25 protein-coding genes and 1 pseudogene are annotated in these 24,982 nt (G+C 73.0%); 18 read left to right on the top strand and 8 right to left on the bottom strand.

The window, feature by feature from the left end:
- Nucleotides 1–13: 13 nt before the first annotated feature.
- Genes BM314_RS05880 through BM314_RS05865 form a run of 4 tightly spaced genes read right to left on the bottom strand, consistent with a single transcriptional unit; the run spans nt 14 to nt 4,330 of the window.
- Nucleotides 14–1,687, bottom strand: coding sequence for a methyl-accepting chemotaxis protein (locus BM314_RS05880; protein WP_091977363.1), 1,674 nt, complete (start codon nt 1,685–1,687; stop codon nt 14–16).
- A gap of 36 nt (nt 1,688–1,723) precedes the next feature.
- Nucleotides 1,724–2,296 (bottom strand): chemotaxis protein CheW, encoded by a 573-nt coding sequence (locus tag BM314_RS05875; RefSeq protein WP_091977361.1) that lies wholly within the window; start codon nt 2,294–2,296, stop codon nt 1,724–1,726.
- Nucleotides 2,296–3,828: a CheR family methyltransferase gene (locus BM314_RS05870; protein WP_091977359.1), complete on the bottom strand. Its 1,533-nt coding sequence runs from the start codon at nt 3,826–3,828 to the stop codon at nt 2,296–2,298. The genes BM314_RS05875 and BM314_RS05870 overlap by 1 nt, the downstream gene beginning before the upstream one ends.
- A gap of 7 nt (nt 3,829–3,835) precedes the next feature.
- Nucleotides 3,836–4,330 carry a chemotaxis protein CheW gene (locus BM314_RS05865; RefSeq protein WP_091977373.1) on the bottom strand — a complete coding sequence of 165 codons (495 nt, stop codon included), beginning with the start codon at nt 4,328–4,330 and terminating at the stop codon, nt 3,836–3,838.
- A gap of 206 nt (nt 4,331–4,536) precedes the next feature.
- Between BM314_RS05865 and BM314_RS05860 the strand changes: the two genes are divergently transcribed.
- The 7 genes from BM314_RS05860 to BM314_RS05830 all read left to right on the top strand — a co-directional run bounded on the left by BM314_RS05860 (nt 4,537) and on the right by BM314_RS05830 (nt 11,639).
- Nucleotides 4,537–4,779, top strand: coding sequence for a hypothetical protein (locus BM314_RS05860; RefSeq protein WP_043343441.1), 243 nt, complete (start codon nt 4,537–4,539; stop codon nt 4,777–4,779).
- Nucleotides 4,780–5,057: 278 nt separating this feature from the next.
- Complete coding sequence (locus BM314_RS05855) at nt 5,058–5,879, top strand: DeoR/GlpR family DNA-binding transcription regulator (protein ID WP_020095420.1); 822 nt, start codon at nt 5,058–5,060, stop codon at nt 5,877–5,879.
- An 83-nt stretch (nt 5,880–5,962) separates the two neighbouring features.
- On the top strand, nt 5,963–7,495 hold the full coding sequence (gene glpD, locus BM314_RS05850; protein WP_091977358.1) for a glycerol-3-phosphate dehydrogenase: 1,533 nt from the start codon (nt 5,963–5,965) through the stop codon (nt 7,493–7,495).
- Between the two features lie 55 nt (nt 7,496–7,550).
- A complete protein-coding gene (glpK, locus tag BM314_RS05845; protein ID WP_091684008.1) occupies nt 7,551–9,056 on the top strand; it encodes a glycerol kinase GlpK in 1,506 nt (501 codons plus the stop codon).
- Nucleotides 9,057–9,315: 259 nt separating this feature from the next.
- Nucleotides 9,316–10,047 carry an MIP/aquaporin family protein gene (locus tag BM314_RS05840; RefSeq protein WP_020095417.1) on the top strand — a complete coding sequence of 244 codons (732 nt, stop codon included), beginning with the start codon at nt 9,316–9,318 and terminating at the stop codon, nt 10,045–10,047.
- Nucleotides 10,048–10,181: 134 nt separating this feature from the next.
- The gene (gene lipA / locus BM314_RS05835) at nt 10,182–11,165 is read left to right on the top strand and encodes a lipoyl synthase (protein ID WP_091977356.1); all 984 of its coding nucleotides are present in this window, start codon (nt 10,182–10,184) and stop codon (nt 11,163–11,165) included.
- Between the two features lie 15 nt (nt 11,166–11,180).
- A complete protein-coding gene (locus BM314_RS05830) occupies nt 11,181–11,639 on the top strand; it encodes a type II toxin-antitoxin system RatA family toxin (protein WP_020095415.1) in 459 nt (152 codons plus the stop codon).
- A 278-nt stretch (nt 11,640–11,917) separates the two neighbouring features.
- Here BM314_RS05830 and BM314_RS29920 read toward each other — a convergent pair.
- Nucleotides 11,918–12,066 (bottom strand): annotated as a pseudogene (locus BM314_RS29920) (FAD-dependent oxidoreductase); the annotation flags it as partial.
- A 77-nt stretch (nt 12,067–12,143) separates the two neighbouring features.
- Complete coding sequence (locus BM314_RS05825; protein ID WP_091977354.1) at nt 12,144–12,641, bottom strand: CinA family protein; 498 nt, start codon at nt 12,639–12,641, stop codon at nt 12,144–12,146.
- A 103-nt stretch (nt 12,642–12,744) separates the two neighbouring features.
- On the opposite strand from BM314_RS05825, the gene BM314_RS05820 reads away from it, so the two are divergent.
- Nucleotides 12,745–13,143: an MAPEG family protein gene (locus BM314_RS05820; RefSeq protein ID WP_020095413.1), complete on the top strand. Its 399-nt coding sequence runs from the start codon at nt 12,745–12,747 to the stop codon at nt 13,141–13,143.
- A 45-nt stretch (nt 13,144–13,188) separates the two neighbouring features.
- On the opposite strand, the gene BM314_RS05815 is transcribed toward BM314_RS05820, so the two are convergent.
- The gene (locus tag BM314_RS05815; protein ID WP_056532362.1) at nt 13,189–14,520 is read right to left on the bottom strand and encodes a bifunctional 2-C-methyl-D-erythritol 4-phosphate cytidylyltransferase/2-C-methyl-D-erythritol 2,4-cyclodiphosphate synthase; all 1,332 of its coding nucleotides are present in this window, start codon (nt 14,518–14,520) and stop codon (nt 13,189–13,191) included.
- Between the two features lie 171 nt (nt 14,521–14,691).
- Here BM314_RS05815 and dusB point away from each other — a divergent pair, with 171 nt between their 5' ends.
- Genes dusB through ntrC form a run of 3 tightly spaced genes read left to right on the top strand, consistent with a single transcriptional unit; the run spans nt 14,692 to nt 18,380 of the window.
- Nucleotides 14,692–15,726 carry a tRNA dihydrouridine synthase DusB gene (dusB, locus tag BM314_RS05810; protein ID WP_091977353.1) on the top strand — a complete coding sequence of 345 codons (1,035 nt, stop codon included), beginning with the start codon at nt 14,692–14,694 and terminating at the stop codon, nt 15,724–15,726.
- Nucleotides 15,723–16,865 carry a two-component system sensor histidine kinase NtrB gene (locus BM314_RS05805; RefSeq protein WP_020095410.1) on the top strand — a complete coding sequence of 381 codons (1,143 nt, stop codon included), beginning with the start codon at nt 15,723–15,725 and terminating at the stop codon, nt 16,863–16,865. The genes dusB and BM314_RS05805 overlap by 4 nt, the downstream gene beginning before the upstream one ends.
- 48 nt (nt 16,866–16,913) lie before the next feature.
- Nucleotides 16,914–18,380, top strand: coding sequence for a nitrogen regulation protein NR(I) (ntrC, locus tag BM314_RS05800; RefSeq protein ID WP_012319142.1), 1,467 nt, complete (start codon nt 16,914–16,916; stop codon nt 18,378–18,380).
- Nucleotides 18,381–18,468: 88 nt separating this feature from the next.
- Here ntrC and BM314_RS05795 read toward each other — a convergent pair whose 3' ends face one another.
- Nucleotides 18,469–18,738 (bottom strand): hypothetical protein, encoded by a 270-nt coding sequence (locus BM314_RS05795; protein WP_056532366.1) that lies wholly within the window; start codon nt 18,736–18,738, stop codon nt 18,469–18,471.
- A gap of 88 nt (nt 18,739–18,826) precedes the next feature.
- Between BM314_RS05795 and BM314_RS30480 the strand changes: the two genes are divergently transcribed.
- From BM314_RS30480 to rarD, 7 genes are all read left to right on the top strand, one after another.
- A complete protein-coding gene (locus tag BM314_RS30480) occupies nt 18,827–19,000 on the top strand; it encodes a ribosome modulation factor (RefSeq protein ID WP_020095408.1) in 174 nt (57 codons plus the stop codon).
- A 107-nt stretch (nt 19,001–19,107) separates the two neighbouring features.
- A complete protein-coding gene (metC, locus tag BM314_RS05790; protein ID WP_091977351.1) occupies nt 19,108–20,298 on the top strand; it encodes a cystathionine beta-lyase in 1,191 nt (396 codons plus the stop codon).
- A gap of 165 nt (nt 20,299–20,463) precedes the next feature.
- Nucleotides 20,464–22,185 carry a glycosyl transferase gene (locus tag BM314_RS05785; RefSeq protein ID WP_091977350.1) on the top strand — a complete coding sequence of 574 codons (1,722 nt, stop codon included), beginning with the start codon at nt 20,464–20,466 and terminating at the stop codon, nt 22,183–22,185.
- Entirely contained in the window at nt 22,182–22,973 is a 792-nt protein-coding gene (locus BM314_RS05780; RefSeq protein WP_091680414.1) for a glycosyltransferase, read from the top strand. Before BM314_RS05785 ends, BM314_RS05780 begins: the two co-directional genes overlap by 4 nt.
- Nucleotides 22,967–23,299, top strand: a complete 333-nt coding sequence (locus BM314_RS05775) for a lipid-A-disaccharide synthase N-terminal domain-containing protein (RefSeq protein WP_020095404.1) — start codon at nt 22,967–22,969, stop codon at nt 23,297–23,299. The genes BM314_RS05780 and BM314_RS05775 overlap by 7 nt, the downstream gene beginning before the upstream one ends.
- Entirely contained in the window at nt 23,296–23,898 is a 603-nt protein-coding gene (locus BM314_RS05770; protein WP_020095403.1) for a pyridoxamine 5'-phosphate oxidase family protein, read from the top strand. The genes BM314_RS05775 and BM314_RS05770 overlap by 4 nt, the downstream gene beginning before the upstream one ends.
- Before the next feature lie 146 nt (nt 23,899–24,044).
- Nucleotides 24,045–24,941: an EamA family transporter RarD gene (gene rarD / locus BM314_RS05765; RefSeq protein WP_091977348.1), complete on the top strand. Its 897-nt coding sequence runs from the start codon at nt 24,045–24,047 to the stop codon at nt 24,939–24,941.
- The last annotated feature ends 41 nt before the right edge of the window (nt 24,942–24,982 follow it).

Genomic DNA, 24,982 nt, shown 5'->3' with positions numbered 1-24,982 from the left:
CGGGGCGCCCGCCTCAGTGCCGGTATCGTTCGGCCAGGGCCATGAGGGCCTGGGCGAGCTCGGTGAGGTTGGCGGAGGCGGCCTCGACCTGCCGCGTGCCGGCCGCGGTCTGCTGGCTGGCCTGGCGGATGTTCTGCAGCGCCCCCATCACCTGCTCGATGCCCAGCTGCTGCTGGTTGGTCGAGGCCACGATCTGCTGGAACGTCTGCACGTTCTCCTCCACCCGCGCGGTGATCTCCTCGATCGTGCGCTGCGTCGTGTCCGAGCGCGTCTTGCCCGCCGCCGCGCGCTTGACCGCCTCCTCGGTCAGCATCACCGACGTGTTGATGCCCCGCTGGATCTCGCCCAGGATCCCCCGCACCTGCCCCGTGGCCGCCTTGGCCTGGTCGGCCAGGAGCTTCATCTCCGAGGCCACCACCGAGAAGCTGCGCCCGCTCTCGCCGGCCGCGGCCGCCTCGATGGCGGCGTTCAGCGCCAGCAGGTGCGTGCGCTCCGAGATGTCGTTGACCGTCTCGATGATGTCGCCGATCGTCTGGGTCTTCTCCGACAGGCTGACGATGTTGCCGGCCACCGCCTCCGCCTGCTCGCGGATCGCGTCCATGGCCTTGGCGGTGTCGGACACCGCGCGCAGGCCCTGGCGCGAGGTCTGCGCGGTCGCCTGGGCGGTGGCGATCACCTCGGTGGCGCGCTTGGAGATCTGCGCCCCCGAATGGGTGATCTCGTCGACCGTGGCGGCGGTCTCCTGCACGGCGGCGAACTGCTGCTCGACCGAGGCGGCCTGCTCCTGCGCCGAGGCGCGGATCTCGGCCGCGGCCGCGTTCAGGTCCGCCGTCGCCGCCCGGTTCGTCCGCGCCAAGTCCGACAGACCCGAGACCATCGTGTTCAGCGTCGTGCTCAGACGGCCGATCTCGTCGCGCCCGCCGGCCGCCAGCTGGCCGGACAGGTCACCCTCGCCGACGCGGCCGACGAAGGCCATGACCGTCTCGAGCGGCCGCACCACCGCGCGGCTGATCAGCCACGTGATCAGGACCGCCAGCAGCACCGCGGCGGCCAGGGTCAGGTAGATCGAGAGGCGCGAGCGCTCGTAGACCTCCTGCGCGGCGCGCTGGCCCAGCGCCATGCCGCCGTCGAGCTGCGAGCGGAGGTTCTTGATCCCCTCGAGGAAGGGTGCCTGCAGCCGCGCGATCTCCGCGTTGCGGGCCTCGACCGCCGCGACGTCCTGCTGGGCGATGGCAGCGAACTGCGCCTCGCCCTGCGCCCTGACCTCGCGGAACGAGCCCTGGACCGCGGTCGCCGCCGCGGCGATGCGGTCCCAGGCCGCGACGCGCTCGGCGGACACGACCTGCGTCCGGTACTGGGTGGCGAGCTGGATCGTCGTGGCGAGCCGGTTCTCGACCTGGGCCGCGGTCTGGCGCCAAGCCGCCAGGGTGTCGCCGGCCTGGGTCGCGCGCCCCTGGGCCTGCATCAGCATCGTGATCACGGCCGTGCGGCGCAGGAGACCGAGGTCGCGCGCGTCGTTCCCGAGATCGTCGAGCTGGCGCAGGATCGTCATGTCCCGCCGGACGATCGCGTCGGTCGTGTCGCGCACCGCGCCGATCTGCTCCAGGGCGTAGAGGCCGAGCGCCACCACCACCACCGTGATGGCGAAGAAGCCGAGGAGGATGCGTTTTCCGATCGAGAGCGACACGGGCGGGGATGGCTCCGGTTGGGGCAGGCGGCCCGGTCAGGGCAGCGCGCGGCGCAGGAGGCGGGGGAGGTCGATGACGACGAAGTCGGGACGGCCGTCGCCCGCCGCCCCGGAGGCCGGGGCATAGACCGAGGCGGCCTCGTTGCCCAAGCGATCGGGATCGGCCGCCTCGGCGCCGGCCGCGCCGGCCGCGCCAGGGGCCCGGGCGATGCCCAGGACCCGGTCCACCGCGAGAGCGAGGGGCTGGGGGTGGACGCCGCGCAGCACGATCATGTGGGCCGCCGCGTCGGCGTCGGACGCGGGATCCGGCCGGCCGAGGGCCCGGGCGAGGCTGAGCACGCCGACGATCCGCCCGGACAGGGCGACGAGACCGTCCAGCGCCGGCACCGCCCCGGGCATCGGCGTGGCGGGGCGCGACGGCAGGACCTGGGCGACGGCCGCCAGCGGCACGCCGTAGCGCTCGCCGCCGCAGGCGCAGACGAGGTGATCGACGCCCGAATCGGTCGCGGCCGCCGCGGCACCGCGCCGGGCGAGGGCGGCGGCGCGCTCGGCGCGCAGGTCCCGCTCCGGCCGCGGACGGCCGCCCTGTGCACTCGGGCCTGCGCCCATCAGGACCTCCTGCTGCCGGCGCCGCCGAGCGCGGCGCGGGCCGCGGCCGCGCTGGCCGCGATCTCGCCCGCGGAGGCGCCGTCGCCCTCGGGCAGCGCCGTGTCCGGCCCGAGGGCTTGACTCAAGGCGACGGCGTTGTCGAGGGCGCGGAGCGCCTCGTGCGGCCGTCGCAGCGCGATCAGCAGCAGGCCGAGGTGGTAGTGGGCCATCACGAAACCGCGGTCGAGGTAGAGCGCGGCCCGCAGCGCCCGCTCGGCCTCGGCGTCGCGTCCGAGGGTGCGGGCCAGGAGGCCCTCGTAGAAGCGCAGGGCGGTGTCGGTCGGATCGCGGTCGAGGGCGCCCCGCAGCGCCCGCCAGGCCGCTCCGGTCTCGCCGGAATCGGCCAGCGCGCGGATCCGGTCGAGGTCGACGGCGTCCTCCTCTTCCGGCCGGTCCTCCCGGCTCTCGGGCGCTGCGGGAGCCGGACCGGTGCCGGGTGCGGCGACCGGGTCCGGGGCGGGAACGGCCGCGGCGTCGGCCTCTGCAGCCCCGGACTGGCCCGGGTCAGGATCCGCCGGGGGCGGCTCCGTCGCCTGTCGCGCCGGAGGGACGGGGTTCGGCGCGGGCGCACCGGACAGGTCGACCGGCGGCGCGACCGGCGGCGCCTCGGCGCGCGGTCGGTAGGCCACGGTCCCGGGCAGGCTGACGGCGTCGAGGAAGCTCGCGAAGGCGGGACTCGGCTCGGCGTGGCCGAGGAGCAGCCAGCCCTCCGGCCGCAACCTTCGGCCGAGCCCGCGCACCACCGCGGCGACCGTCCGGGCATCGAAGTAGATCAGCACGTTCCGGCAAAGGATCAGATCGAAGGGCTCGCCCTGCGGCGGCCCCGGCTCGACGAGGCTCAGCAGGTTGCCGCGCTCGAACCGGACCGGACCGCGGTATTCGGGCCGGAGGGCGTAGCCGCCCTCGCGCCGGATGCCCGGCGCGGGCGGCAGCCGGGTGAAGTAGCGGAGCCGGTCCTCCGGCGGCAAGGTCCGGAGCGCCCAGCGGCCGTACTCGGCGGCGCGGGCCGTGGCGAGCGCCTCGACGCTGATGTCAGTGCCGAGGATCGCCACCCGCCACTCGGGCAGGGCGTCGCCGAGCAGCTCGTGCACCAGGATCGCCAGGGAATAGGCCTCGGCCCCGGTGGAGCAGCCCGCGCTCCAGATCCGGAGGACGCGCTCGGACGCCCGTGCCGCGATCAGCGCCGGCAGGATCGTCGCGCGCAGCGCGCTGAACTGCTCGGCGTAGCGGAAGAAGAACGTCTCGCCGACGGTGATCTCAGCTTCCAGCCGGGCCCATTCCGCCTCGCCTTCCGCGCCGCTCGACAGGAGGGCCGCGTAGGCGGCGCAATCGGCCACGGCGGCGGCGCGGAACCGGCGGTGCAGCCGCTCGATCAGCAGCTCGTCCTTGTCGGTGTAGTAGTGGTGGCCGGTGCGCGCGATGATCCGCGCCTTGAGCGGCGCGTAGGCGGGATCGGCACTCAGGTCGGGACGGGGATTCCCCGGTCGGGCCATCGCGCGGTCAGACGGCGTGCGGCAGCGCGGCGAGACGTTCGGCGGCGGCCCGCGCCAGGGCGTCGACGCGGACCTGTTCCTGCACGGTCAGGAGGCGCTCCGGCGCCAGCGCGTGGACGAGCCGCTCGCCGAGGACCAGCTCGGCGGCGACGCAGCCGTTGAGCGTGTCGGCCGCCTCGGCCGGCCGGACCGCGGAATCCGGGACGGTCGTGAGGTCGGCCACGCGATCGACGAGGTACGCGACGGCCTCGCCCTGCATCAGCGCGAGATGGGCGTAGAGTCCGGGCGTCGCGCCGGCCGGGCGCAGGCCGAGCAGCGCCGCGAGGTCGACGACCGGGACCGGCGTGCCGCCGAGATTGAGGAAGCCGGTGAGCCAGCTGCCGGAGGCGGGCGGCGCGTGCAGGTCCGGCAGCGGCAGAATCTCGGCGACCGCGCCGCGGGGCAGGGCGCAGGCCGCACCGGCGACGTCCAGCAGGAGATAGGCCGAACCGCTGCTGGCCACCGCCACCCGCTCCCCTGTTGCTCGGTCGCGGCCGGGCCGGGACGGGTCGCGACATAGGCCGAGTTAACGCTGCCGGCAATTGTGCGCCGCACCGGCACGATGACGCGGAACCAAGTCTCGTCTGAGCCGCTTATTTTCCGACGCAGCGGCAACGCGCCTGACGAGGCGCGTGCTTTGCCTGCGCCGGTCTACGCCAGGGATTGACGATGAGGAAACTTCTGTTGGCCGCCGCGTCGCTGACGCTCCTCGCGGGCTCCGCCTACGCCCAGGGCAACTCGCCCTACAACGCCTCGGGCGCGCAGGCCGGCGGCCCGCGCGGCGGCCTGGAGCGCGCCGGCGAGGCGGCCGCGATGGAGCAGGGTGCCGCTCCGGCCGCGCGTCCGACGATGCGCAAGCGCATGAAGCACAAGCGCATGAAGCATCATCGCCGGATGCGCCACCACATGTGAGTGGCGAACACCGGGACGCGCCGCAGGCGTCGTCCGGGTGGCTCGGCCTGTCGCACCCGCGGCAGGCCTTTTTTATGCCCGGTCGCAGGCGAAGTGCCGGTCGTGCGGGCCTGAAGCATAGTGCAGTCCGGTCGACGCGTGGCGTCCGACTGTTGCCGGCCGGCGCGGCGCGGTCCAGAGTTGTGCGAAAGCCGCGACGCCCGAACATGTTCGCAAACGAACATCGTCCGGCAATCAGTACAGCGGTGCGACGGCCTCACGAAGGCGAGGGAGTATCGATGTCACGACCGCTCGACCGGAGATCCGACGACAGGATCGAGGCGACCGGTGTCGAGGGGCGGCGCAGCGCGATCGTCGCCTCGGTCCGCCAGCGCGGCTTCGTGACGATCGAGGCCCTGGCGGCGCAGTTCGGCGTCACCGTCCAGACGATCCGGCGCGACCTCAACGAGCTGAGCGCCGAGGGGCGGCTGGAGCGCTACCGCGGCGGCGGCGGCCTGCCCTCCAGCGTCGAGAACATCGATTACGCCGACCGGCGGGTGACCCTGCTGCCGGAGAAGAGCCGGATCGGCCGCCTCGCGGCGAGCCGTATCCCGTCGCACTGCTCGGTCTTCATCAACATCGGCACGACACCGGAGGCCGTCGCGCGCGAGCTGACCCGACACGACGATCTCAGCATCATCACCAACAACCTCAACGTGGCGATCTCGCTCGCCGAGACGACCGAGTTCCGCATCGTCGTGGCGGGCGGCACCGTGCGGAACCGCGACGGCGCGGTGCTGGGTCAGCTCACCTGCGACACGCTCAGCCAGTTCCGGGTCGACGTGGCGGTGATCGGCATCAGCGGCATCGACGGCGACGGGGCGCTCCTCGACTACGATTACGAGGAGGTGCGGGCGACCCAGACCATCCTGGCCCATGCCCGGAAAACCTTCCTGGTGGCCGACCACACCAAGTTCACGCGGCGGCCCATGGTCCAGGTCGGGCGCCTGGAGCAGGTCGACACCTTCTTCACCGACCGGGCGCCACCGGCCGAGATCGTCGCGCTCATGGAGCGTCTGGGCGTCAACCTGGCGGTCGCCGACAGCGCGGACGAACCGTAACGAACATCGATTTTTCGCTTGCGAAAGCCGACCGCCGCGTCAATATAGTGCCGAAACGCCACCAAGGCGGCCCAGGAGGAACCATGGCGGCTGCACCGCGACAGCGCGAGCCGTCCGACGCCTACGATCTCCTGATCATCGGCGGCGGCATCAACGGCACGGGCATCGCCCGGGACGCGGCCGGCCGGGGTCTGTCGGTCCTGCTGGCCGAGCGCGGTGACCTTGCCGGCTTCACCTCCTCGTCGTCGACGAAGCTGATCCACGGCGGCCTGCGCTACCTTGAATACTACGAGTTCCGCCTCGTGCGTGAGGCGCTCGCCGAGCGCGAGCGGCTGCTGCGGCTCGCCCCGCACGTGATCTGGCCCCTGCGCTTCGTCCTGCCTCACGACGAGGGCCTGCGCCCGGCCTGGATGCTGCGGCTCGGCCTGTTCCTCTACGATCACCTCGCGCGGCTGCGCACGCTCCCAGGCTCGCACGGGGTCGACCTGCGCAGCTCCGCCTACGGGGCGCCGCTGCAGCGGCGCCTGACGCGCGGCTTCGTCTATTCCGACTGCTGGGTCGAGGACAGCCGCCTCGTGGTGCTCAACGCCATGGACGCCCGCGAGCGCAGCGCCACGGTGATGACCCGCACCGGCGTCGTCTCGGCCCGGCGCGAGGGTGACGGCTGGGTCGCGACGCTGCGCGACGAGCGCGGCGGCACCGAGCGGACGATCCGCGCGAAGGCCGTCGTCAACGCCGCCGGCCCGTGGGTCAGCGAGACGCTCGGCGGCACGCTCGGCATCAACAGCCGCGCGGCGGTGCGGCTGATCAAGGGCAGCCACATCGTGGTCAAGCGCCTGTTCGCGGGCGATCAGGCCTACATCCTGCAGCAGCCCGACAAGCGCATCATCTTCGCGATCCCCTACGAGCGCGACTTCACGCTGATCGGCACCACCGACGTGCCCTATGACGGCGAGCCCGGCCCGGTCTCGATCTCCGAGAGCGAGACCGACTACCTCTGCGGCTGCATCAACCGCTCCTTCGACACGACGATCACCCCGGCCGACGTGGTCTGGAGCTACTCGGGCGTGCGCCCGCTCTACGACGACGCGGCCGAGAACGCCTCGGCCGTGACCCGCGACTACGTCCTCGACGTGGAGGACCAGGGCGGGGCGGCTGCGGTGCTGTCGGTCTTCGGCGGCAAGATCACGACCTACCGGCGGCTCGCCGAGCACGCGCTGGAGAAACTGAAGCCGTACTTCCCGCACCTCGGGAAGTCCTGGACCGGCGACGCGGTCCTGCCGGGCGGCGCCATGAAGGACGCCGACTTCGACCAGTTCCTCGCCAAGCTGCGGGCCGAGACGCCGTTCCTGCCGGAGGAGACCGCCCGCCGCCTCGCCCGCGCCTACGGCACCCGGGCCCGGGACATCGTCGGTACGGCGCAGTCCCTGGCGGATCTCGGCGAGGCCTTCGACGGCGGCCTCACGGCGGCCGAGGTCGACTACCTGCGGACCGAGGAGTGGGCGGTCACCGCCGACGACATCCTGTGGCGGCGCTCCAAGCTCGGCCTGCGCACCGGCGCGGAGAGCGCCGCGCGCCTCGCCGCCTACCTCGACCGCAGGGCCGAGGCCGCCTGACGCTTTCGAACCCGATCCGGCGACAGACCGGTCGGGCCATCTAGGGGAGGGAACGATGAGCCGTTACGTCGGGGCCATCGACCAGGGCACAACCAGCAGCCGCTTCATCGTGTTCGACCGGGAGGGCAGCGTGATCGCGCTCGCCCAGGCCGAGCACGCGCAGATCTACCCGGCTCCCGGCCACGTCGAGCACGACGCCACGGAGATCTGGACGAAGACCCAGAGCGTGATGCGCGAGGCCCTGGAGAAGGGCGGGCTCCAGCCCTCCGACCTCGCGGCGGTCGGCATCACCAACCAGCGCGAGACCACGCTGATCTGGGACCGGACGACCGGCAAGCCCCTGCACAACGCCCTGGTCTGGCAGGACACCCGCAACGACCGGCTGGTGGGCGAGTTCGCCCGCGACGGCGGCCGCGACCGGTTCCGCGATCTCACCGGCCTGCCGCTGGCGAGCTACTTCTCCGGCCTCAAGCTGCGCTGGCTGCTCGACCACGTCGAGGGCGCCCGGCAGAAGGCCGAGGCCGGGGACGTGCTGTTCGGCAACATCGACACGTGGCTCGTCTGGAACCTGACCGGCGGCACCGAGGGCGGCCTCCACGTCACCGACGTGACCAACGCCAGCCGCACGCAGCTCATGTCGCTGAAGACCCTCGACTGGGACGAGGGCATGCTGTCGACCTTCGGCATCCCGCGGGCGATGCTGCCGAAGATCGTCTCGTCGAGCGAGGTCTACGGCGAGACCAAGGCTCCGTTCGCGGGCGTGCCGATCGCCGGCATCCTGGGCGACCAGCAGGCGGCCCTGTTCGGCCAGACCTGCTTCGCGCCGGGCGAGGCCAAGAACACCTACGGCACCGGCTGCTTCGCGCTGATGAACACCGGCGAGGAGCCGGTCCCGTCGAAGGCCGGCCTCGTCACCACGCTGGCCTACCGCCTCGACGGCCAGAAGCCGGCCTACGCGCTGGAGGGCTCGATCGCCATCACGGGCGCCCTGGTGCAGTGGCTGCGCGACAACCTGCACATGATCAAGGATTCCGCCGAGGTCGAGACGCTCGCCACGACGGTCGAGGACAACGGCGGCGTCTACTTCGTGCCGGCCTTCTCGGGCCTCTACGCGCCGCACTGGAACGAGGGCGCCCGCGGCCTGATCATCGGCCTGACCCGCTACGTCAACCGCGGCCACATCGCCCGCTCGGTGCTGGAGGCGACCGCCTTCCAGACCCGCGAGGTGCTGCAGGCCATGGCCAAGGATTCGGGCATCCCCGTCAAGGAGTTGCGGGCCGACGGCGGCATGGTCGCCAACAACACCCTGATGCAGTTCCAGTCCGACCTGCTCGACGTGCCGGTGGTGCGCCCGAAGGTGGCCGAGACCACGGCGCTCGGCGCCGCCTACGCGGCGGGTCTCGCGGTCGGCTACTGGAAGGGCCTCGACGACCTCAAGCGCAACTGGGGCGTCGACAAGCGCTGGACGCCGAAGATGGATGCCGGCCAGCGCGAGAAGATCGCCGCCGCCTGGAGCCGGGCGGTGCAGCGCTCCTTCGACTGGAAGACCGACGAGGATTGAGACGGGCTCGGGGCGCACACGCCCCGCGCAGTCCCACTCGCGCCCGCATCCGGAGCCGCTGCGCGGCGGCCTCGAAGAAGCGCTCCAGATCGCCGCGGGATCCCCGGAGGCCTTCGAAGAGGCCTCCGGGGCGCTCCGATACCGCAGGAGAGGGCGCCGCCCCGGATCTGCGTAACCATTCGGTGACCGCCACCGGCGTTCACGCGCTCGCCAAAGCTTTGAACTTTCACAAAAAGCAGCGAACGGGGGAGACGAGACGATGACATCACCCTTCCTGGGCGAATTCCTGGGCACGATGACCCTGATCGTGCTCGGCGACGGCGTCGTGGCCGGCGCCCTGCTCAAGCATTCCAAGGGCGAGAATGCCGGCTGGATCGCCATCACGGCGGGCTGGGCCTTCGCGGTCCTCGCGGGCGTCTTCGTGGCCAACGCCACCGGCAGCGCCGACGCCCACATCAACCCGGCCGTCACCGTGGCGGGCGCGGTCAGCTCCGGCGATTTCAGCAAGATCCCCGTCTACATCCCGGCCCAGATGCTCGGCGCCTTCGTGGGCGCCGTGCTGGTCTGGCTCCACTACCTGCCGCACTGGGGCGCGACCCAGGATCCCGGCCTCAAGCTCGCCTGCTTCTGCACCGGCCCGGCGATCCGCGACGCGAAGGCCAACTGGATCTCCGAGATCATCGCGACCTTCTTCCTGATCCTGACGATCTCCGCCCTCGTGACCACCACCCTGGGCTCGGCCGGCGCGATCCCGCGGGCCGTCGCGCCCTACATGGTCGGCATGCTGGTCTGGGGCATCGGCCTGTCGCTCGGCGGCACCACCGGCTACGCCATCAATCCGGCCCGCGACCTCGGGCCGCGCGTCGCCCACGCGGTGCTGCCGATCGCCGGCAAGGGCAGCTCCGACTGGGGCTACGCGCTGATCCCGGTGGCCGCGCCCCTGGTCGGGGCGGTGCTGGCCGGGCTCTTCGTCCGGGCGCTGGGGATCTGACGGAACGGCCGCACCCTCAACCACCGCGGGGCGGCCCGGCGTCGCGGCGGTTTGCGGCGCGCGGCCTTGGGCCTTAAGTCAGGGCGATCCCGACCGCGCCCCTGGGGCGCTTGCCCGCGGTGTGCCCCCGACCCATGGCCGTCGTCCTCGACACCCTGAAGAACGATCCGCGGCCGGTCCGCCTGCGCCACCCGGAGAAGGCGCACCGGCCCGACCAGCCCGTCCAGGCCAAGAAGCCGGACTGGATCCGCGTGAAGGCGCCGGGTTCGAGGGCCTGGTCCGAGACGCAGAAGATCGTGCGCGAGCACGGTCTGGTCACGGTCTGCGAGGAGGCGGGCTGCCCGAATATCGGCGAGTGCTGGGAGAAGCGGCACGCCACCTTCATGATCATGGGCGACACCTGCACGCGGGCCTGCGCCTTCTGCAACGTGCGCACCGGCCTGCCCGACGCCCTCGACCTGGGCGAGCCGGACAAGATCGCCGATTCGGTGGCCAAGCTCGGCCTGCACCACGTGGTCATCACCTCGGTGGACCGGGACGACCTGAGGGACGGCGGCGCCGAGCACTTCGCCCGGACCATCGCGGCCATCCGGCTCGCGAGCCCCGGCACGACCGTCGAGATCCTGACGCCCGACTTCCTGCGCAAGGACGGGGCGCTGGAGGTCGTGGTCGCCGCCAAGCCCGACGTGTTCAATCACAATCTGGAGACGGTGCCGGCCAAGTACCTCACGGTGCGGCCGGGTGCCCGCTACTTCCACTCGGTGCGCCTGCTGCAGCGGGTGAAGGAGCTCGACCCGACGATCTTCACCAAGTCCGGCATCATGGTCGGGCTCGGCGAGGAGCGGAACGAGGTGCTCCAGCTCATGGACGACCTGCGCTCGGCCGACGTCGACTTCCTCACCGTCGGCCAGTACCTGCAGCCGTCGAAGAAGCACCACGAGGTCGTGCGCTTCGTCCCCCCCGACGAGTTCAAGGCCTACGAGACCACCGCCTACGCCAAGGGTTTCCTGCTGGTGTCGGCCACGCCGCTCACGCGCTCGTCGCACCATGCCGGCGAGGATTTCGCGCGTTTGCAGGCGGCGCGTCTGGCCAGACTGTCGCCCGCGCTCTCGGCCTGAGGATATCCGAAGACCATGCCGTCCTTCCGGGTCACCCGCGCGGTGAAGCACACGCCGCAGCAGATGTACGACCTCGTCGCCGACGTGGAGCGCTACCCCGAATTCCTGCCGCTCTGCGAATCCCTGCGGGTGATCCGCCGGCAGGACATGCCCGAGGGCGGGCAGGTACTGATCGCCGAGATGGGCGTCGGCTACAAGGCGATCCGCGAGCGCTTCACCACCCGGGTCACCCTCGATCCGGCGAGTCTCAAGATCGTCGCCGAGTACATCGACGGCCCGTTCCGGCACTTGGAGAACCGCTGGCTGTTCAAGGACGGCCCCGACGGCGGCTGCAACGTCGACTTCTTCATCACCTACGAGTTCAAGAGCCGCACCCTGGGGCTCCTCATGGGCACGATGTTCGACCGCGCCTTCCGCAAGTTCACCGACGCCTTCGAGGGGCGGGCGAACCGGATGTACGGGGCGCGGGCTTAGCCGCCGTCCTCGCGCGCGCCGTGAAGCGACCCAGGTTAATGGGACGCCTCCGAATGTGGCGTTGCCCTGGATTGCTTCGCTGCGCTCGCAAAGACGGTGCGCAGGGATGGCGTCAGGCCTGCAGCGACACGCGCACGTGCTCGGGCCGCACATCCATCCCGATCATCCGCGCCGGCAGGACCTGAAACCGCGGCAGGGCGTCGATGAGGCGCAGGGCGAAAGGCGCCCGGAACGGCACGTCGGCCGCCAGCGACGCGGCGATCACGCGGGACTGAATGGGGGAGGGCGCGGAAGCGCTCGGTGAAGCCCGGCTCGTCCATCGGCTGGAGGGGTGGATGGTGTCGCCGCGGAAGTCGCGCAGGAAGTCCGCGTGCGTCTCCAGAACGGTGACGTCGAGGCTCGCGCGGACGAAGAGCTGGCCGGCCATCGTCCCGGCGGGGCCCCCGCCGACGATGCAGAGGCGGGTCGTCACCGTACCCGTGGGCCGTCCTTCCCGTGCCGCGATCAGTCGCCGAGGGCGTCCTCCAACAGACCGAGCGCGTCGGCCACGGCGGCGCGGCGGATGCCCGCGCGCCCGAGATCGCCGTAGCGCCGCTCCAGGTGGCGCGTCTCGCCATCTCGCCGACTGAGGCCGAAATGCACCAGCCCCACCGGCTTCTCGGCGCTCCCGCCCCCCGGGCCGGCGATGCCGGTGATCGCGACAGCGACGGAGGCCCGCGACGCGGCCAGCGCCCCGGCGGCCATCGCCCGCGCCACGGGCTCGCTGACCGCGCCGTGCCGGCGGATCAGGTCGATGGGCACACCGATCGCCTCGGCTTTCGCGTCGTTCGAGTAGGTGACGAAGCCGCGCTCCAGGACGGCCGACGAGCCCGGCACCGCGGTGAGCAGCCCGGCCACGAGGCCGCCCGTGCAGGATTCGGCGGTGGCGACGGTGCGCCCGTCCGCCCCGTAGGCGGTCACCAGCGCCTCGGCCCGGGCGAGAAGCTCTGCGTCGTCGACCATCGCGAACGGGCTCCCCTCGGGCGTCGCCGCCCTATCTCCTGTTGTGACCCATGGCCGAGCCCGGCTCAAGGACCGGCGGCCGCCGACTGGAGACAGCCCTTCCATGATCTTCCCCGCGACCACGGCCTTCTACGCCGGGCTGCTCGCCCTCGTGTATCTCGGCCTCTCGGGATGGGTGATCGGGGCCCGCGTCTCCGGGAACGTGCTGCTCGGCGACGGCGGCGACGACACGGTCCTCAGGCGCGTGCGCTCGCACGCCAATTTCGCGGAATACGTGCCGCTGGCTCTGATCGTCATCGGCCTGCTGGAGGCGAGCGGCGGCAGCCACGGACTCGTCCGGGCGCTGCTGGTCGCCCTGCTGGTCGCCCGGATCCTGCACCCGATCGGGATGTTCGCGCCCCCGAACTCGCCGCGCCAATTCGCCTGCCGGGGCGGCGGCATCCTGCTGACGATGGCGGTCCTGGGCGTCGCGGCGATCGCGCTGCTGGTGCGGGTGGCCTGACACCGAGCGCGACGCGCCCGGTCCTGGCCGCCCAGCCCTGGCCGCTCAGCCCTGCCGCATCGCCGTCTCGGCCTGCGCGTCGAGGGCGGGGCCGTCCTCCTCGGGCAGCCGGACCGTCGCGGCCGCCTGGGCGGCGAGCCCCTCCGCACGGCCGACGAAGCCGAGCTTCTCGGTGGTCGTCGCCTTGATGGAGACCGCCGAGAGCGGGACGCCCGCGATGGCGGCGATGCGCGCGCGGATCTCCTCGCGGTGCTTGCCGATGCGGGGGGCCTCGGCGAGCACGGTGATGTCGAGGTGGTCGATGCGGCCGCCGCGGGCACGGACGAGGTCGCAGGCATGGGCCAGGAACTGGTCCGAGGAAGCCCCGCGCCAGCGCTCGTCGGAGGGCGGGAAGTGGGTGCCGATATCGCCGTCCGCGATGGCCCCGAGCAGGGCGTCGGTCAGGGCGTGCAGCGCGACGTCGCCGTCCGAGTGGGCGAGCACGCCGCGGTCGGCGGGGATCTTCACCCCGCCCAGCCAGACATGGTCGCCGGTGGTGAAGGCGTGCACGTCGAAGCCGGTGCCGAGGCGGGTCACGTAGGTGGTCATGGCGCGGGCTCCCGGCGCTGGCAATGCGGTGGTCTCGGTCGCGAAGGCGCGGTCCGCCTCGATCAGGTCGGCGGGCTGGGTGATCTTGCGGTTTGCGACGTCGCCCGCGAACACCACCACCGGCAGGCCGGCCCATTCGGCGAGGGCGCCGTCGTCGGTGAAACCGTCGAGGCCCTGCGCGGCGGCGTCCCGGTGGGCACCGAGCAGCGGGCCGAACACGAAGGCCTGGGGTGTCTGGACCGCGCGCAGGTGCTCCCGCGGCGGGGTCTCGTGCACCCGGCCGATGCCGGGCGCGATGTCGACGACGCGCTTGACCGTGTCGGTGACCGGCACGCCCGGAACGGCCGCCCCGTGGTCGCGGCCGGCCGCGATCGCCCGGGCGATCAAAGCGGAATCCACGTAGGGGCGGGCGGCATCGTGGACGAGCACGATCTCGGGCGCGTCGCCGGCGGCCAGGGCCTCGAGACCGGCGCGCACGGAGAGCTGGCGCGTCGCGCCGCCCTCGACCGGCGGCGTGACCTTGGCGCGGATCGCGGGCGCGAGCTCCTCCAGGCAGTCGCGGAAGAACTCCGCCGCGTCGGCGGCGATCACAGGCTGGATCCGCGCGATCGCGTCGTCCGCCGCGAGCGCCGCCAGGGTGCGGGTGAGGACCGCCTGGCCGCCGACGCGGCGGTACTGCTTGGGGGTGCCGCCGCCGATGCGGATGCCGCGTCCGGCCGCCACCACCACCGCGGCGACGCCGGCTCCCGCGCTGGCGGGTCCGGTGGCTGGCGTGCCGGTGGCGGGCATGGGCAACGAGCTCGTGACGTCCTGAGGGGCGGAATGGCGGCCAGCGCGCGGGCCAGGCGTGCCGCCGTGACCCTGCCGCGGAGGGTGCCCGTCGTTTAAGCGGGGGAGGGCCCGAAATCAACGCGCGGTCCCGCTTGCCAGCGGACCGGCTTTGCCTCATTGTTGTGCAGAATGACGACTGACCAATATTTGAGCGCGCTGCGCCGTGCGGGAGCGACCGCGGAGGGGGCAAACGGGACCGATCCCGCCCCGCTCTGCCTGCTCGCGCCGCTCTCGGGCGTCACCGACCTGCACATGCGCCGCATCGCCCGCCGCTGCGGCGCCGACGCGGTCGTCTCCGAGATGGTGGCGGCCCGGGAACTCGCGCGCGGGTCCGGCGAGGCCGCGATGCGCGCCGAGGGCTCCGGGGTCGACCTGCACGTGGTCCAGCTCGCGGGCTGCGAGGCGGGCCCGATGGCGGAGGCCGCCCGGATCGCGGAGGCCGGGGGCGCCGACGTGGTCGACGTGAACATGGGCTGCCCGGCCAAGATCGTGACGGGGATCGCCTCGGGCTCGGCCCTGATGCGCGACCTCGACCACGCCGAGCGCCTGCTCGCCGCGGTCCGGGGCGCGGTGTCGGTCCCGGTGACGGTGAAGATGCGCCTCGGCTGGGACGACGCGAGCCGCAACGCCGCGGATCTCGCCGCCCGGGCCGAGCGGCTGGGCCTGAACGCCGTGACGGTCCACGGGCGCACCCGGCAGCAATTCTACAAGGGCAGCGCCGACTGGTCGGCGATCCGGGCCGTCGTCGCGGCGGTGTCGATCCCGGTGATTGCCAACGGCGACGTGACCGACCTCGCCAGCGCCAGCGCCTGCCTGGACGCCTCCGGCGCCGCGGGCGTCATGATCGGCCGTGCGGCGACCGGCCGCCCCTGGCTGGTCGGCCAAGTCGCCGCGGCGCTCGCGGGCCGGCCGGCCGCGGAGCCGTCCCGGGCCGCGCAGGCCGCCCTGGCCGCGGAACACTACGCGGGGCTGCTGTCGCTCTACGGCCGCGACATGGGCGTGCGCCACGCCCGCAAGCACCTCGCCGCCTACGCCGAGACCGGCGGCGCGCTGGGTCCCGCGGAACGCGCGACCCTCCTCACCACCACCGACCCGGAGATCGCGCTCAACCTGCTGGCCCGGGCCTTCGCGGGCGCGACGAACCCCGTGCAGGAGGCCGCGTGAGCGACGAGCCCCTCCCGCGCGAACCCGGCACCCGGCGCGACACGGCCGCCGAGGCCGTCCTGAACGCGCTGCCGCTGCCGGTCCTGACCATCGGCGCCGACGAGCAGATCCTCCACTGCAACCACGCCGCGGAGGCGTTCTTCGACTACTCGGCGCGGCTGATGCAGCGCCGGCGCCTGCGCGACATCATCCCGTTCGCCTCGCCGATCATCGCGCTCGTGGCCGAGGTCCGACGGCGCCGCGCGAGCGTCAGCGAGTACCGGGTCGAGCTGACCCAGCCGCGCCTCGGCCTGGAGCGCAGCGTCGACGTGTTCGCGACGCCGCTCGGCGACGACGGCGAGGCCGTGGTGATGATGCTCCAGGAGCGCACCATCGCCGACAAGATGAACCGCCAGCTCACCCATCGCGGCGCGGCGCGCTCGATGGTGGCGCTCGGCGCGATGCTGGCCCACGAGATCAAGAACCCGCTCGCCGGCATCCGCGGCGCGGCGCAGCTCCTCGAGAGCACCGGCGCCGAGGAGGACCGGCTGCTCACCCGCCTGATCTGCGACGAGTCGGACCGGATCGTCCGCATCGTCGAGCGCATGGAGCTGTTCGGCGACGAGCGCCCCTCGGATCGCGGCGCCGTCAACGTCCACGGGGTGCTCGACCAGGTGAAGCGCTCGGCGCAGTCGGGCTTCGCGCGGCACATCCGGTTCATCGAGACCTACGACCCGTCGCTGCCGCCGGTGCTCGGCAACCGCGACCAGCTGATCCAGGTGATCCTGAACCTCGTGAAGAACGCCGCCGAGGCGATCGGCCCGGACGCGGTCGAGGGCGAGATCACCCTGTCGACCGCCTTCCGCACCGGCCTGCGCCTTCAGGTTCCGGGCTCCCGCGAGCGGGTCAGCCTGCCGATCGAGGTGGCGGTGCGCGACAACGGCCCGGGCATCTCGGCCGACCTCCTGCCCGATCTGTTCGACCCGTTCGTCACCACCAAGGCGCAGGGCTCCGGCCTGGGTCTTGCTTTGGTGGCCAAGATCGTCGGCGATCACGGCGGGATCGTCGAGTGCGATCCCGCCCCGCGCCGCACGGCGTTCCGCATCCTTCTGCCGATGTCGAGTGCCCGGGACGGGCGCGAATCGGCGGTCGATCCGTGATGTCGATCCCCGAATCCGGCCCCCCGTCGGAGGTCTGAGTAGAGAGTCATGCCGAACGGCCACATCATCGTCGCCGACGACGACGCCGCCATCCGCACCGTGCTGAACCAAGCGCTGTCCCGGGCGGGCTACGAGGTCCGATCGACGGGCAACTGCGCCACCCTCTGGCGCTGGGTCGCGCAGGGGGAGGGCGACCTCGTCATCACCGACGTGGTCATGCCCGACGAGAACGTGTTCGACCTGCTGCCGCGCATCAAGCGGGTGCGGCCGGAGCTGCCGATCATCGTGATGAGCGCGCAGAACACCTTCATGACGGCGATCCGCGCCTCGGAGCGGGGCGCCTACGAGTACCTGCCGAAGCCCTTCGACCTGAAGGAGCTGATCGCCATCGTGGGCCGGGCGCTCTCGCGCCCCCGCGGCGCGGCGCCGGCCGGGGCGCCCCCCGAGAACGAGGACATCCCGCTGGTCGGCCGCTCGCCGGCCATGCAGGAGATCTATCGGGCGCTCGCCCGGCTGATGCCGACCGACCTCACCGTGATGATCACCGGCGAGTCGGGCACCGGCAAGGAGCTGGTCGCCCGCGCGCTGCACGATTACGGCCGCCGCCGCACCGGCCCGTTCGTGCCGGTTAACATGGCGGCGATCCCGCGCGACCTGATCGAGTCCGAGTTGTTCGGCCACGAGAAGGGCGCGTTCACGGGGGCGCTCCAGCGCTCCGCCGGCCGGTTCGAGCAGGCCGAGGGCGGCACGCTGTTCCTCGACGAGATCGGCGACATGCCCATGGAGGCGCAGACCCGGCTGCTGCGCGTGCTCCAGCAGGGCGAGTACACGACGGTGGGCGGGCGCGTCCCGATCCGCACCAACGTCCGGATCATCGCGGCCACCAACAAGGACCTGCGGGTCTCGATCCAGCAGGGCATCTTCCGCGAGGACCTGTTCTTCCGCCTCAACGTCGTGCCGCTGCGGCTGCCGGCCCTGCGCGAGCGCTCCGAGGACGTGCCGGACCTCGTCCGCCACTTCTTCGTGCTGGTCGAGCGCGAGGGCCTGACCCGGAAGACCCTGGACGGCGACGCCATGGAGCGGCTGAAGCGCTACCGCTGGCCCGGCAACGTCCGCGAGCTCGAGAACCTCGTCCGGCGGCTCGCCGCCCTCTACCCGCAGGAGACGATCACCGGCCCGGTGATCGAGGCCGAGCTCGACACGCTGCCGCTGGCGACACCCGCGGCGCCGGCCGCCAACGGCGCCGCCCGCAAGGCCAACGGCGAGTCGGAGACCCTGTCCAGCGCGGTGGAGCGCCACCTCTCGGATTACTTCTCCGGCTATCGCGACACGCTGCCGCCCCCCGGGCTGTATCACCGGATCCTGCGGGAGATCGAAGGCCCGCTGATCGGCGCCGCGCTCGCCGCCACCCGCGGCAACCAGATCCGGGCCGCGGAGCTGCTCGGCGTCAACCGCAACACCCTGCGCAAGAAGGTCCGCGACCTCGACCTGCAGGTCTTCCGGACGGCGCGGTAGGGCGATCCGGCCAAGATCCCTCATCACGAGGCGCCCGACGCGCCTCGCGATGAGGTCCGAAACGGGATAAGCGCGCTCCGGCCCGCTCTCAGCGGCCCGGCAGGATCGGGTCGCCGCGCATCAGCGCGTGCAGCCGCTCCGTGTCGAACCCGTTGGGGATGCTGGGCACGGCCGGCTTCGGCGCCGGTGCGGCCTTCGCCGGAAGCGGGATCGACCCCGTCGCCGACGGCTCGGCCTGGGCGGCACGGACCACCGGCGCCGGCGCCAGATGGGCGAGCCGGTCGGCGCTGACGAGGGCGACGGTCGCCGTCGAGACGAGGACGAGGACGGCGCCGAGGAGGGAACGCAGGATACGCAAGCGACGACCCGGGACGCGACTTGAGACGGCAACAGATTTACGGCGCGGCCGTTAACGAAGCCCCACTCCAAGTCTTCGGGAGGCGATATTGACCAACGTCCAGGCCACCGCGAGCGACAGCCCGTTCATCCAGGGCCGCAACGCGCGCCTCTACGGGAAGCCCGTGAGCGAATGCCCCTATCCGGAGGGCTCCCAGGAGCGCGCCGCGTGGATGGAGGCCTACGAGGAGGCCGCGGTCTCGGATCCGCCCGAGAAGCCGTGACGGCGGAAAACGCGGCGGCCCGGCACTGCGAGCCCGCGCGTCCGGCTTGACCTCGCCGGGCGCGGCGCGCTTCGTGCGGTGCACCGCAACGCGATCTCCGAGCCTCGATGTCCCTGAAGCCCTCGCCCGACGCCACGCAGACCTTCGCGCCCGCGACGCGCCTCGTCCACGCGGGCCGCGACCCGGGCGAGCAGCACGGCTTCGTGAACACGCCGATCTACCGCGGCTCCACGGTCCTCTACCCGACCTACGACGCGATCAAGAACCGGCGCGGGCGCTACAATTACGGCACCTCGGCGACGCCCACCATGGACGCGCTGACGGGGGCCTGGACGGAACTCGCCGGCGCCGCCGGCACCGTCGTGACGCCCTCGGGCCTCGCGGCGCTCACCGTCGCGCTGATGGCCGCGGTGTCGGCGGGCGACCACCTCCTCGTCACCGATTCCGCCTACCGGCCGACCCGCCAGTTCTGCGACGGCGTGCTGGCGCGCTACGGCGTCGACGTGACCTACTACGACCCGGTCATCGGGGCCGGCATCGCGGCGCTGATGCGCCCGAACACCCGGGCCGTGCTGGTCGAGGCGCCCGGATCTCAGAGCTTCGAGATGCAGGACATCCCGGCCATCGCCGAGGTGGCGCACGCCCACGATGCCTGCGTGATCATGGACAACACCTGGGCGACGCCGCTGCTGTTCCCGCCGCACGCGCGCGGCGTCGACATCGCGGTCGAGGCCGGCACCAAGTACCTGAGCGGCGGCTCGGACCTGCTGATCGGCCTGACCTCCGCGAATGCCCGGTACTACCCGGCCGTGCGCCGCACCTTCGACCATTTCGCCATGTGCGCCGGCGCGGAGGACATCTTCCTGGCGCTGCGCGGCCTGCGCACTATGAACCTGCGGCTGCGCGAGCACGGCCGCGCCGGGCTGGAGATGGCCCAGTGGTTCCAGGCGCGGCCCGAGGTACTGCGGGTGCTCCATCCCGGCCTGCCGGAGGATCCGGGCCACGCGATCTGGAAGCGCGACTTCGCGGGCGCCTCCGGTCTGTTCGGGGTGATCCTCAAGCCGGTGCCCGAGGCGGCGGTGGCGGCCATGCTCGACGGGCTGCAGCTCTTCGGGATGGGCTTCTCCTGGGGCGGCTTCGAGAGCCTCGTGATCCCGTTCGACTGTGCCGGCTACCGGACCGCGACCCGGTGGGCCCCCGGCGGACCGGCGCTCCGCTTCCACATCGGCCTCGAGGACACCGCCGACCTCAAGGCCGACCTCGACGCCGGCTTCGCGCGCCTCCGGGCGGCGTCGTAGGGCGGTCCCGTCCCCGACAGGCGGGGACCGGCGAACCTCAGGGCCGGGACGCGCGGCGGGAGCAGCGCCACATCCGCGCATCGTGATGTGCGCGCGCGCCGTCGCGACCGGTGACGGCACCGCCGTATTTGACCTCGCGCCGCGTTCCTGATTGACCGGCCCGGCATGACCACGAGCCTCTCCGCCGGCGGCGCGCCGCGCCTTGCCCCCGTCGACCGGATCGGCCGCGGGCTCGACGCGCTGAGCCTCACCCATGCCAGGGCCGCCGCCGCCCTGCTGGCGCTGTGCCTGCTCCTGTTCCTGCCGGGCCAGATCTCGCTGCAGCCGATGGACCGGGACGAGCCCCGGTTCGCCCAGGCCTCGAAGCAGATGCTGGAGAGCGGCGACCTCGTGGATATCCGCTTCCAGGGCGAGGCGCGGCACAAGAAGCCGGTGGGGATCTACTGGGCGCAGGCCGCCGCCGTGGCGGCCGGCGAGGCGCTGGGCGTGCCCGGCGCCCGCACCCAGATCGCCCTGTACCGCATCCCGTCGCTGATCGGCGCCGTCGCCTCGGTCCTGCTCGCCTACTGGGGGGCGCTCGCCTTCCTGCCCCGGCGGTCGGCGCTGCTCGCCGCTGCCCTCTACGGCGCCTGCCTGATGCTCTCGGCCGAGGCCCACCTCGCCAAGACGGACGCGCTGCTCGCCGCCTGCGCCACCGCGAGCCTCGCCGCGCTCGCCCGTGCGTGGCTGGCGCCGCGGGACGGCAGGCCGGTCTCGCGGCCGACCTTCGCGGCGCTCTGGCTCGGCATGGCGGTCGGGATCCTGGTGAAGGGGCCGATGGTGCCGCTCTTCGTCGCGCTGCCGGCGCTCGGCCTGTCGCTCGTCGCGCGGTCCGGCCGCTGGCTGCTGCCCCTGCGGCCGGGGCCGGGCCTCGCCCTGACGCTCCTGCTGGTGGCGCCCTGGTTCGCGGCGATCGCCTGGAAGAGCGGCGGCGCGTTCTACGCCGAGGCGGTCGGGCACGACATGCTCGGCAAGGTCGGCGGGGTGGCCGAGCGGCACTGGGGACCGCCCGGAGCCTACGCGCTCGTGTTCTTCGCGACCTTCTGGCCCGGGGCGGCCTTCGCTGCCATGAGCCTGCACTTCGCGTGGCGGGCGCGGCGGGAGCCCGCCGTGATCTTCCTGATCGCCGCGGTGCTGCCGGCCTGGCTGATCTTCGAGGCGGTGCCGACCAAGCTGCCCCACTACGTGCTGCCGCTGATGCCCTGGCTCGCGATCCTGACCGTGCTGGCGCTGAACCGGGGTGCGCTGGACCCGCGCCTGCGGGGCGCCCGCCTGACGGCCCTGCTGCTGCCGGCGATCCCGGTCGCCCTGACCCTCGGCCTCTGCCTCGCCGGCTGGCGCCTCGACGCCCACACGATCCCGTGGCCGGCCCTCCCGCTGCTCGCCGCCGCCTGCGCGGTCGCATTCCTGGCCTGGCTCGCCTTCGCGCACGGGTCGGCCGAGCGCGCGCTCGTCCTCGGCGTGCTGGCCTCCGCCCTGCTCGGGCCCGCGGTGCTCGGCGTGGCGCAGCGCTCGCTGCCGGCCCTGAAGGTCTCGCCGCGGCTCGCGGCCCTGCGCGAGCGGATGCCCTGCCCGAACCCGCTCGTGGCGAGCCTCGGCTACCGCGAGCCGAGCCTCGTCTTCCTCGTCGGCACCGGCCTCGCCCTGCCGCCCGACGGGGCCGCCGCCCGATCTTTCCTCGAGGGCGGCGGCTGCCGCCTGCTCTTCGTGGAATCCCGGGACCGCGACGACTTCAACGCGGCCTGGCCGGTCGGTCGGGGTGCGCCCGCGCCCCTTGCGGAGGTCGAGGGCTTCAACCTCAACACCGGCCGCCGGGTCTTCGTGACGGCCTACGCGGTGGCCCCGTGAGCGGATCTCTCCATCTCAGCGTCGTCGTGCCGGTCAAGAACGAGGCCGGCAACATCGCGCCCCTGGTGGCCGAGATCGAGGCCGCCTGCGCGGGCCTCGCCTTCGAGCTGATCTACGTGGATGACGGCTCCACCGACGGCACGCCGGCGGCCCTGGCGGCGGCCCGGGCGGGGCGCCCCTGGCTGCGGGTGCTGCGCCACGCGCGGAGCGGCGGCCAGTCGGCGGCGGTGCGCAGCGGCGTCCTGGCGGCCCGCGGCGGGATCGTCGCGACCCTCGACGGCGACGGCCAGAACGATCCGGCCTTCATCCCCGCGCTGCTCGAGGCCCTTGAGGCGGCGGGACCGGGGGCCGGTCTCGCCCAGGGCCAGCGGCGCGGCCGCAAGGACGGCCGCTTCAAGATGCTCCAGTCCCGGATCGCCAACGGCGTGCGCGGCCGGATCCTCAACGATTCCACCCGCGACACCGGCTGCGGCCTGAAGGTCTTCCGCCGCGCCGTGTATCTCAGGCTGCCGTATTTCGACGCCCTGCACCGGTTCATGCCGGCCCTGGTCGCCCGCGAGGGCTTCTCCGTCGTCCACCGCGACGTGGTCGACCGGCCGCGGCTGACGGGGGTGTCCAATTACGGCCTGTTCGACCGCCTCTGGGTCGGGCTCCTCGACCTCGCCGGCGTCTGGTGGCTGATCCGGCGCAAGCGCGCGGACCCGCGGCCCGAGGAGATCGCCGGCCCGGCCGGCGCGCCGGCGGAGCCGCCGGCCGGCCAACCCGCGGACCAGGACGTCGGATGCTGATCCAGCTCGCCCACGATCTGCCGGCCTATTTCTACGACGTGTTCGTCACCCGGCTCGACTTCTGGCTGGTGTTCGGAATCGTCGCCCAGGTGGTGTTCGGATCGCGCTTCATCCTGCAGTGGATCGCGAGCGAGCGGGCCGGGCGGAGCGTGATGCCGCTGTCGTTCTGGTTCCTGTCGATCCTCGGCGGGATGATGACGCTGGTCTACGGGTTCGTGCGCCGCGAGCCGGTGATCATCATCGGCCAGAGCCTCTCCACCGGCATCTACCTGCGCAACCTCGCGCTGATCTTCCGCGAGCGGCGGAGGAAGCGGGGCGCCGCATGACACGGACGCCGCTGCCCGCCTTCTACGACGACCTCGACGCCACCTTCGCGGAACTCTGGCGGCTGCTGGCGGACGGGGCCGCCCATGGCCGTGGCGGCGTCCACCTGCCGACCCTGGCGACGCTCGGGGCCGATGGCGGGCCGCGGCTGCGCACCGTGGTCCTGCGCGCCGCCGACCCGGGAGAGGGAACGCTCCGGTTCCACTGCGACCGCCGCTCCGACAAGGCCGCCGAGATCCTGGCCGCCCCCGCCTGCGCCCTCGCCGCCTACGACGCGGCCGCGAAGATCCAGATCCGCGTCGAGGGCCGCGCCGCGCTGCACACCGACGACGCTCTGGCCGAGGCGGCCTGGACCGGGTCCCGGGCGATGAGCCGGGTCTGCTACGGGGCCGAGCCCGGCCCCGGCACGTCGCTTCCGGCGGGGGACGCCTACAGCCTGCCGGACGAGACCGCGGCCGCGACGCTCGGCCGGCCGCACTTCGCCGCCGTTCTGGTTCGGGCCGAGCGGCTGGATTTCCTCTATCTCGACCGCCGCGGACACCGCCGGGCCGCCTGGCATCGGCTGGCCGGCGGGTGGTCCGGTGGCTGGATCGCGCCGTAGCCGGAGCGCCGTCCGCGAGCCGGGCCGCCCGGGGTCGGCTCGCCGGTCCAGATGGCAGCCCTGCACCGCCCGGCCTGTCGCGATCGGGCCGTCCGGGCTAAAGCCCGCGGACCCGGCCGCCCATCCGGGTCGACCGGGAGGACTCCGTGGGCCTCGTCTACGCGCTCGCCGCCTATCTGAGCTGGGGCCTCGTGGTCCCGGTGCATTTCCGGATGCTCGGGGCCTACACGCCGTACCACATCCTGTCGGAGCGGATCGTCTGGTCGAGCGTGTTCGCCGGCGCGCTGGCGCTGATCCTGGCGGCCCGCCACCGCCTCAACCTTCCGCTGCCGCTCCGGAAGCGCCACGCGCTGCTGGTGCTCTCGGCGGCGATGATCGGCGTGAACTGGCTGCTCTACCTCTACGCCGTCAGCGGGGGTCACCTGCTCGACGCGAGCCTCGGCTACTACATCAATCCCCTGGTGAGCGTGGCCTTCGGCCGGGTGGTGCTGGGCGAGCGCCTGCGGCCGGCGCAGGCCGTCGCGATCGGCATCGCCGCGACGGGCGTCGCCGTCGCGGTGGTGTGGGCCGGGGAACTGCCTCTGATGTCGCTGTCGCTGGCGGTGAGCTTCGCCCTCTACGGGCTCGCCCGGAAGATCGTCGGCGTCGACGCGCTGGTCGGCTTCCTGGCCGAGACCCTGCTGCTGCTGCCGGCGGCGATCGTCTGGCTCGTCCTGTCGCCCGAGCCGTTCCTGCCGGCCGCGGCGGGGGACCGTGCCCTGCTGATGCTCACGGGGCTGACCACCGCGCTGCCGCTGATCTGGTTCGCCGCGGCGGCGGTGCGCCTGCGGCTCACGACCCTGGGCCTCCTGCAGTACGTGGCGCCGACCTGCCTGCTCGTTCTGAGCGTCCTCGTCTACGGCGAGCGCGTCGAGCCACATCGGGCGCTGATGCTCGCGCTGATCTGGGTGGCGCTCGCGCTCTACACGATCGACGCCCTGCGTTTTCGCCGGCCGCCGGCCCCCGCGGCCGCGCGGTCGGATCCGGACGCGATGCGTGTATAAGGAATACTGGTTCGAGCCGCCGCGGGGCGGGTGACGGGACA

The organism is Methylobacterium sp. 13MFTsu3.1M2 (genome assembly GCF_900112625.1).
In the GTDB taxonomy this organism is placed as follows: Bacteria; Pseudomonadota; Alphaproteobacteria; order Rhizobiales; family Beijerinckiaceae; genus Methylobacterium.
The sequence above is the reverse complement of the archived record's forward strand: the minus strand, read 5'-3'. Positions and strand labels throughout refer to the sequence as shown.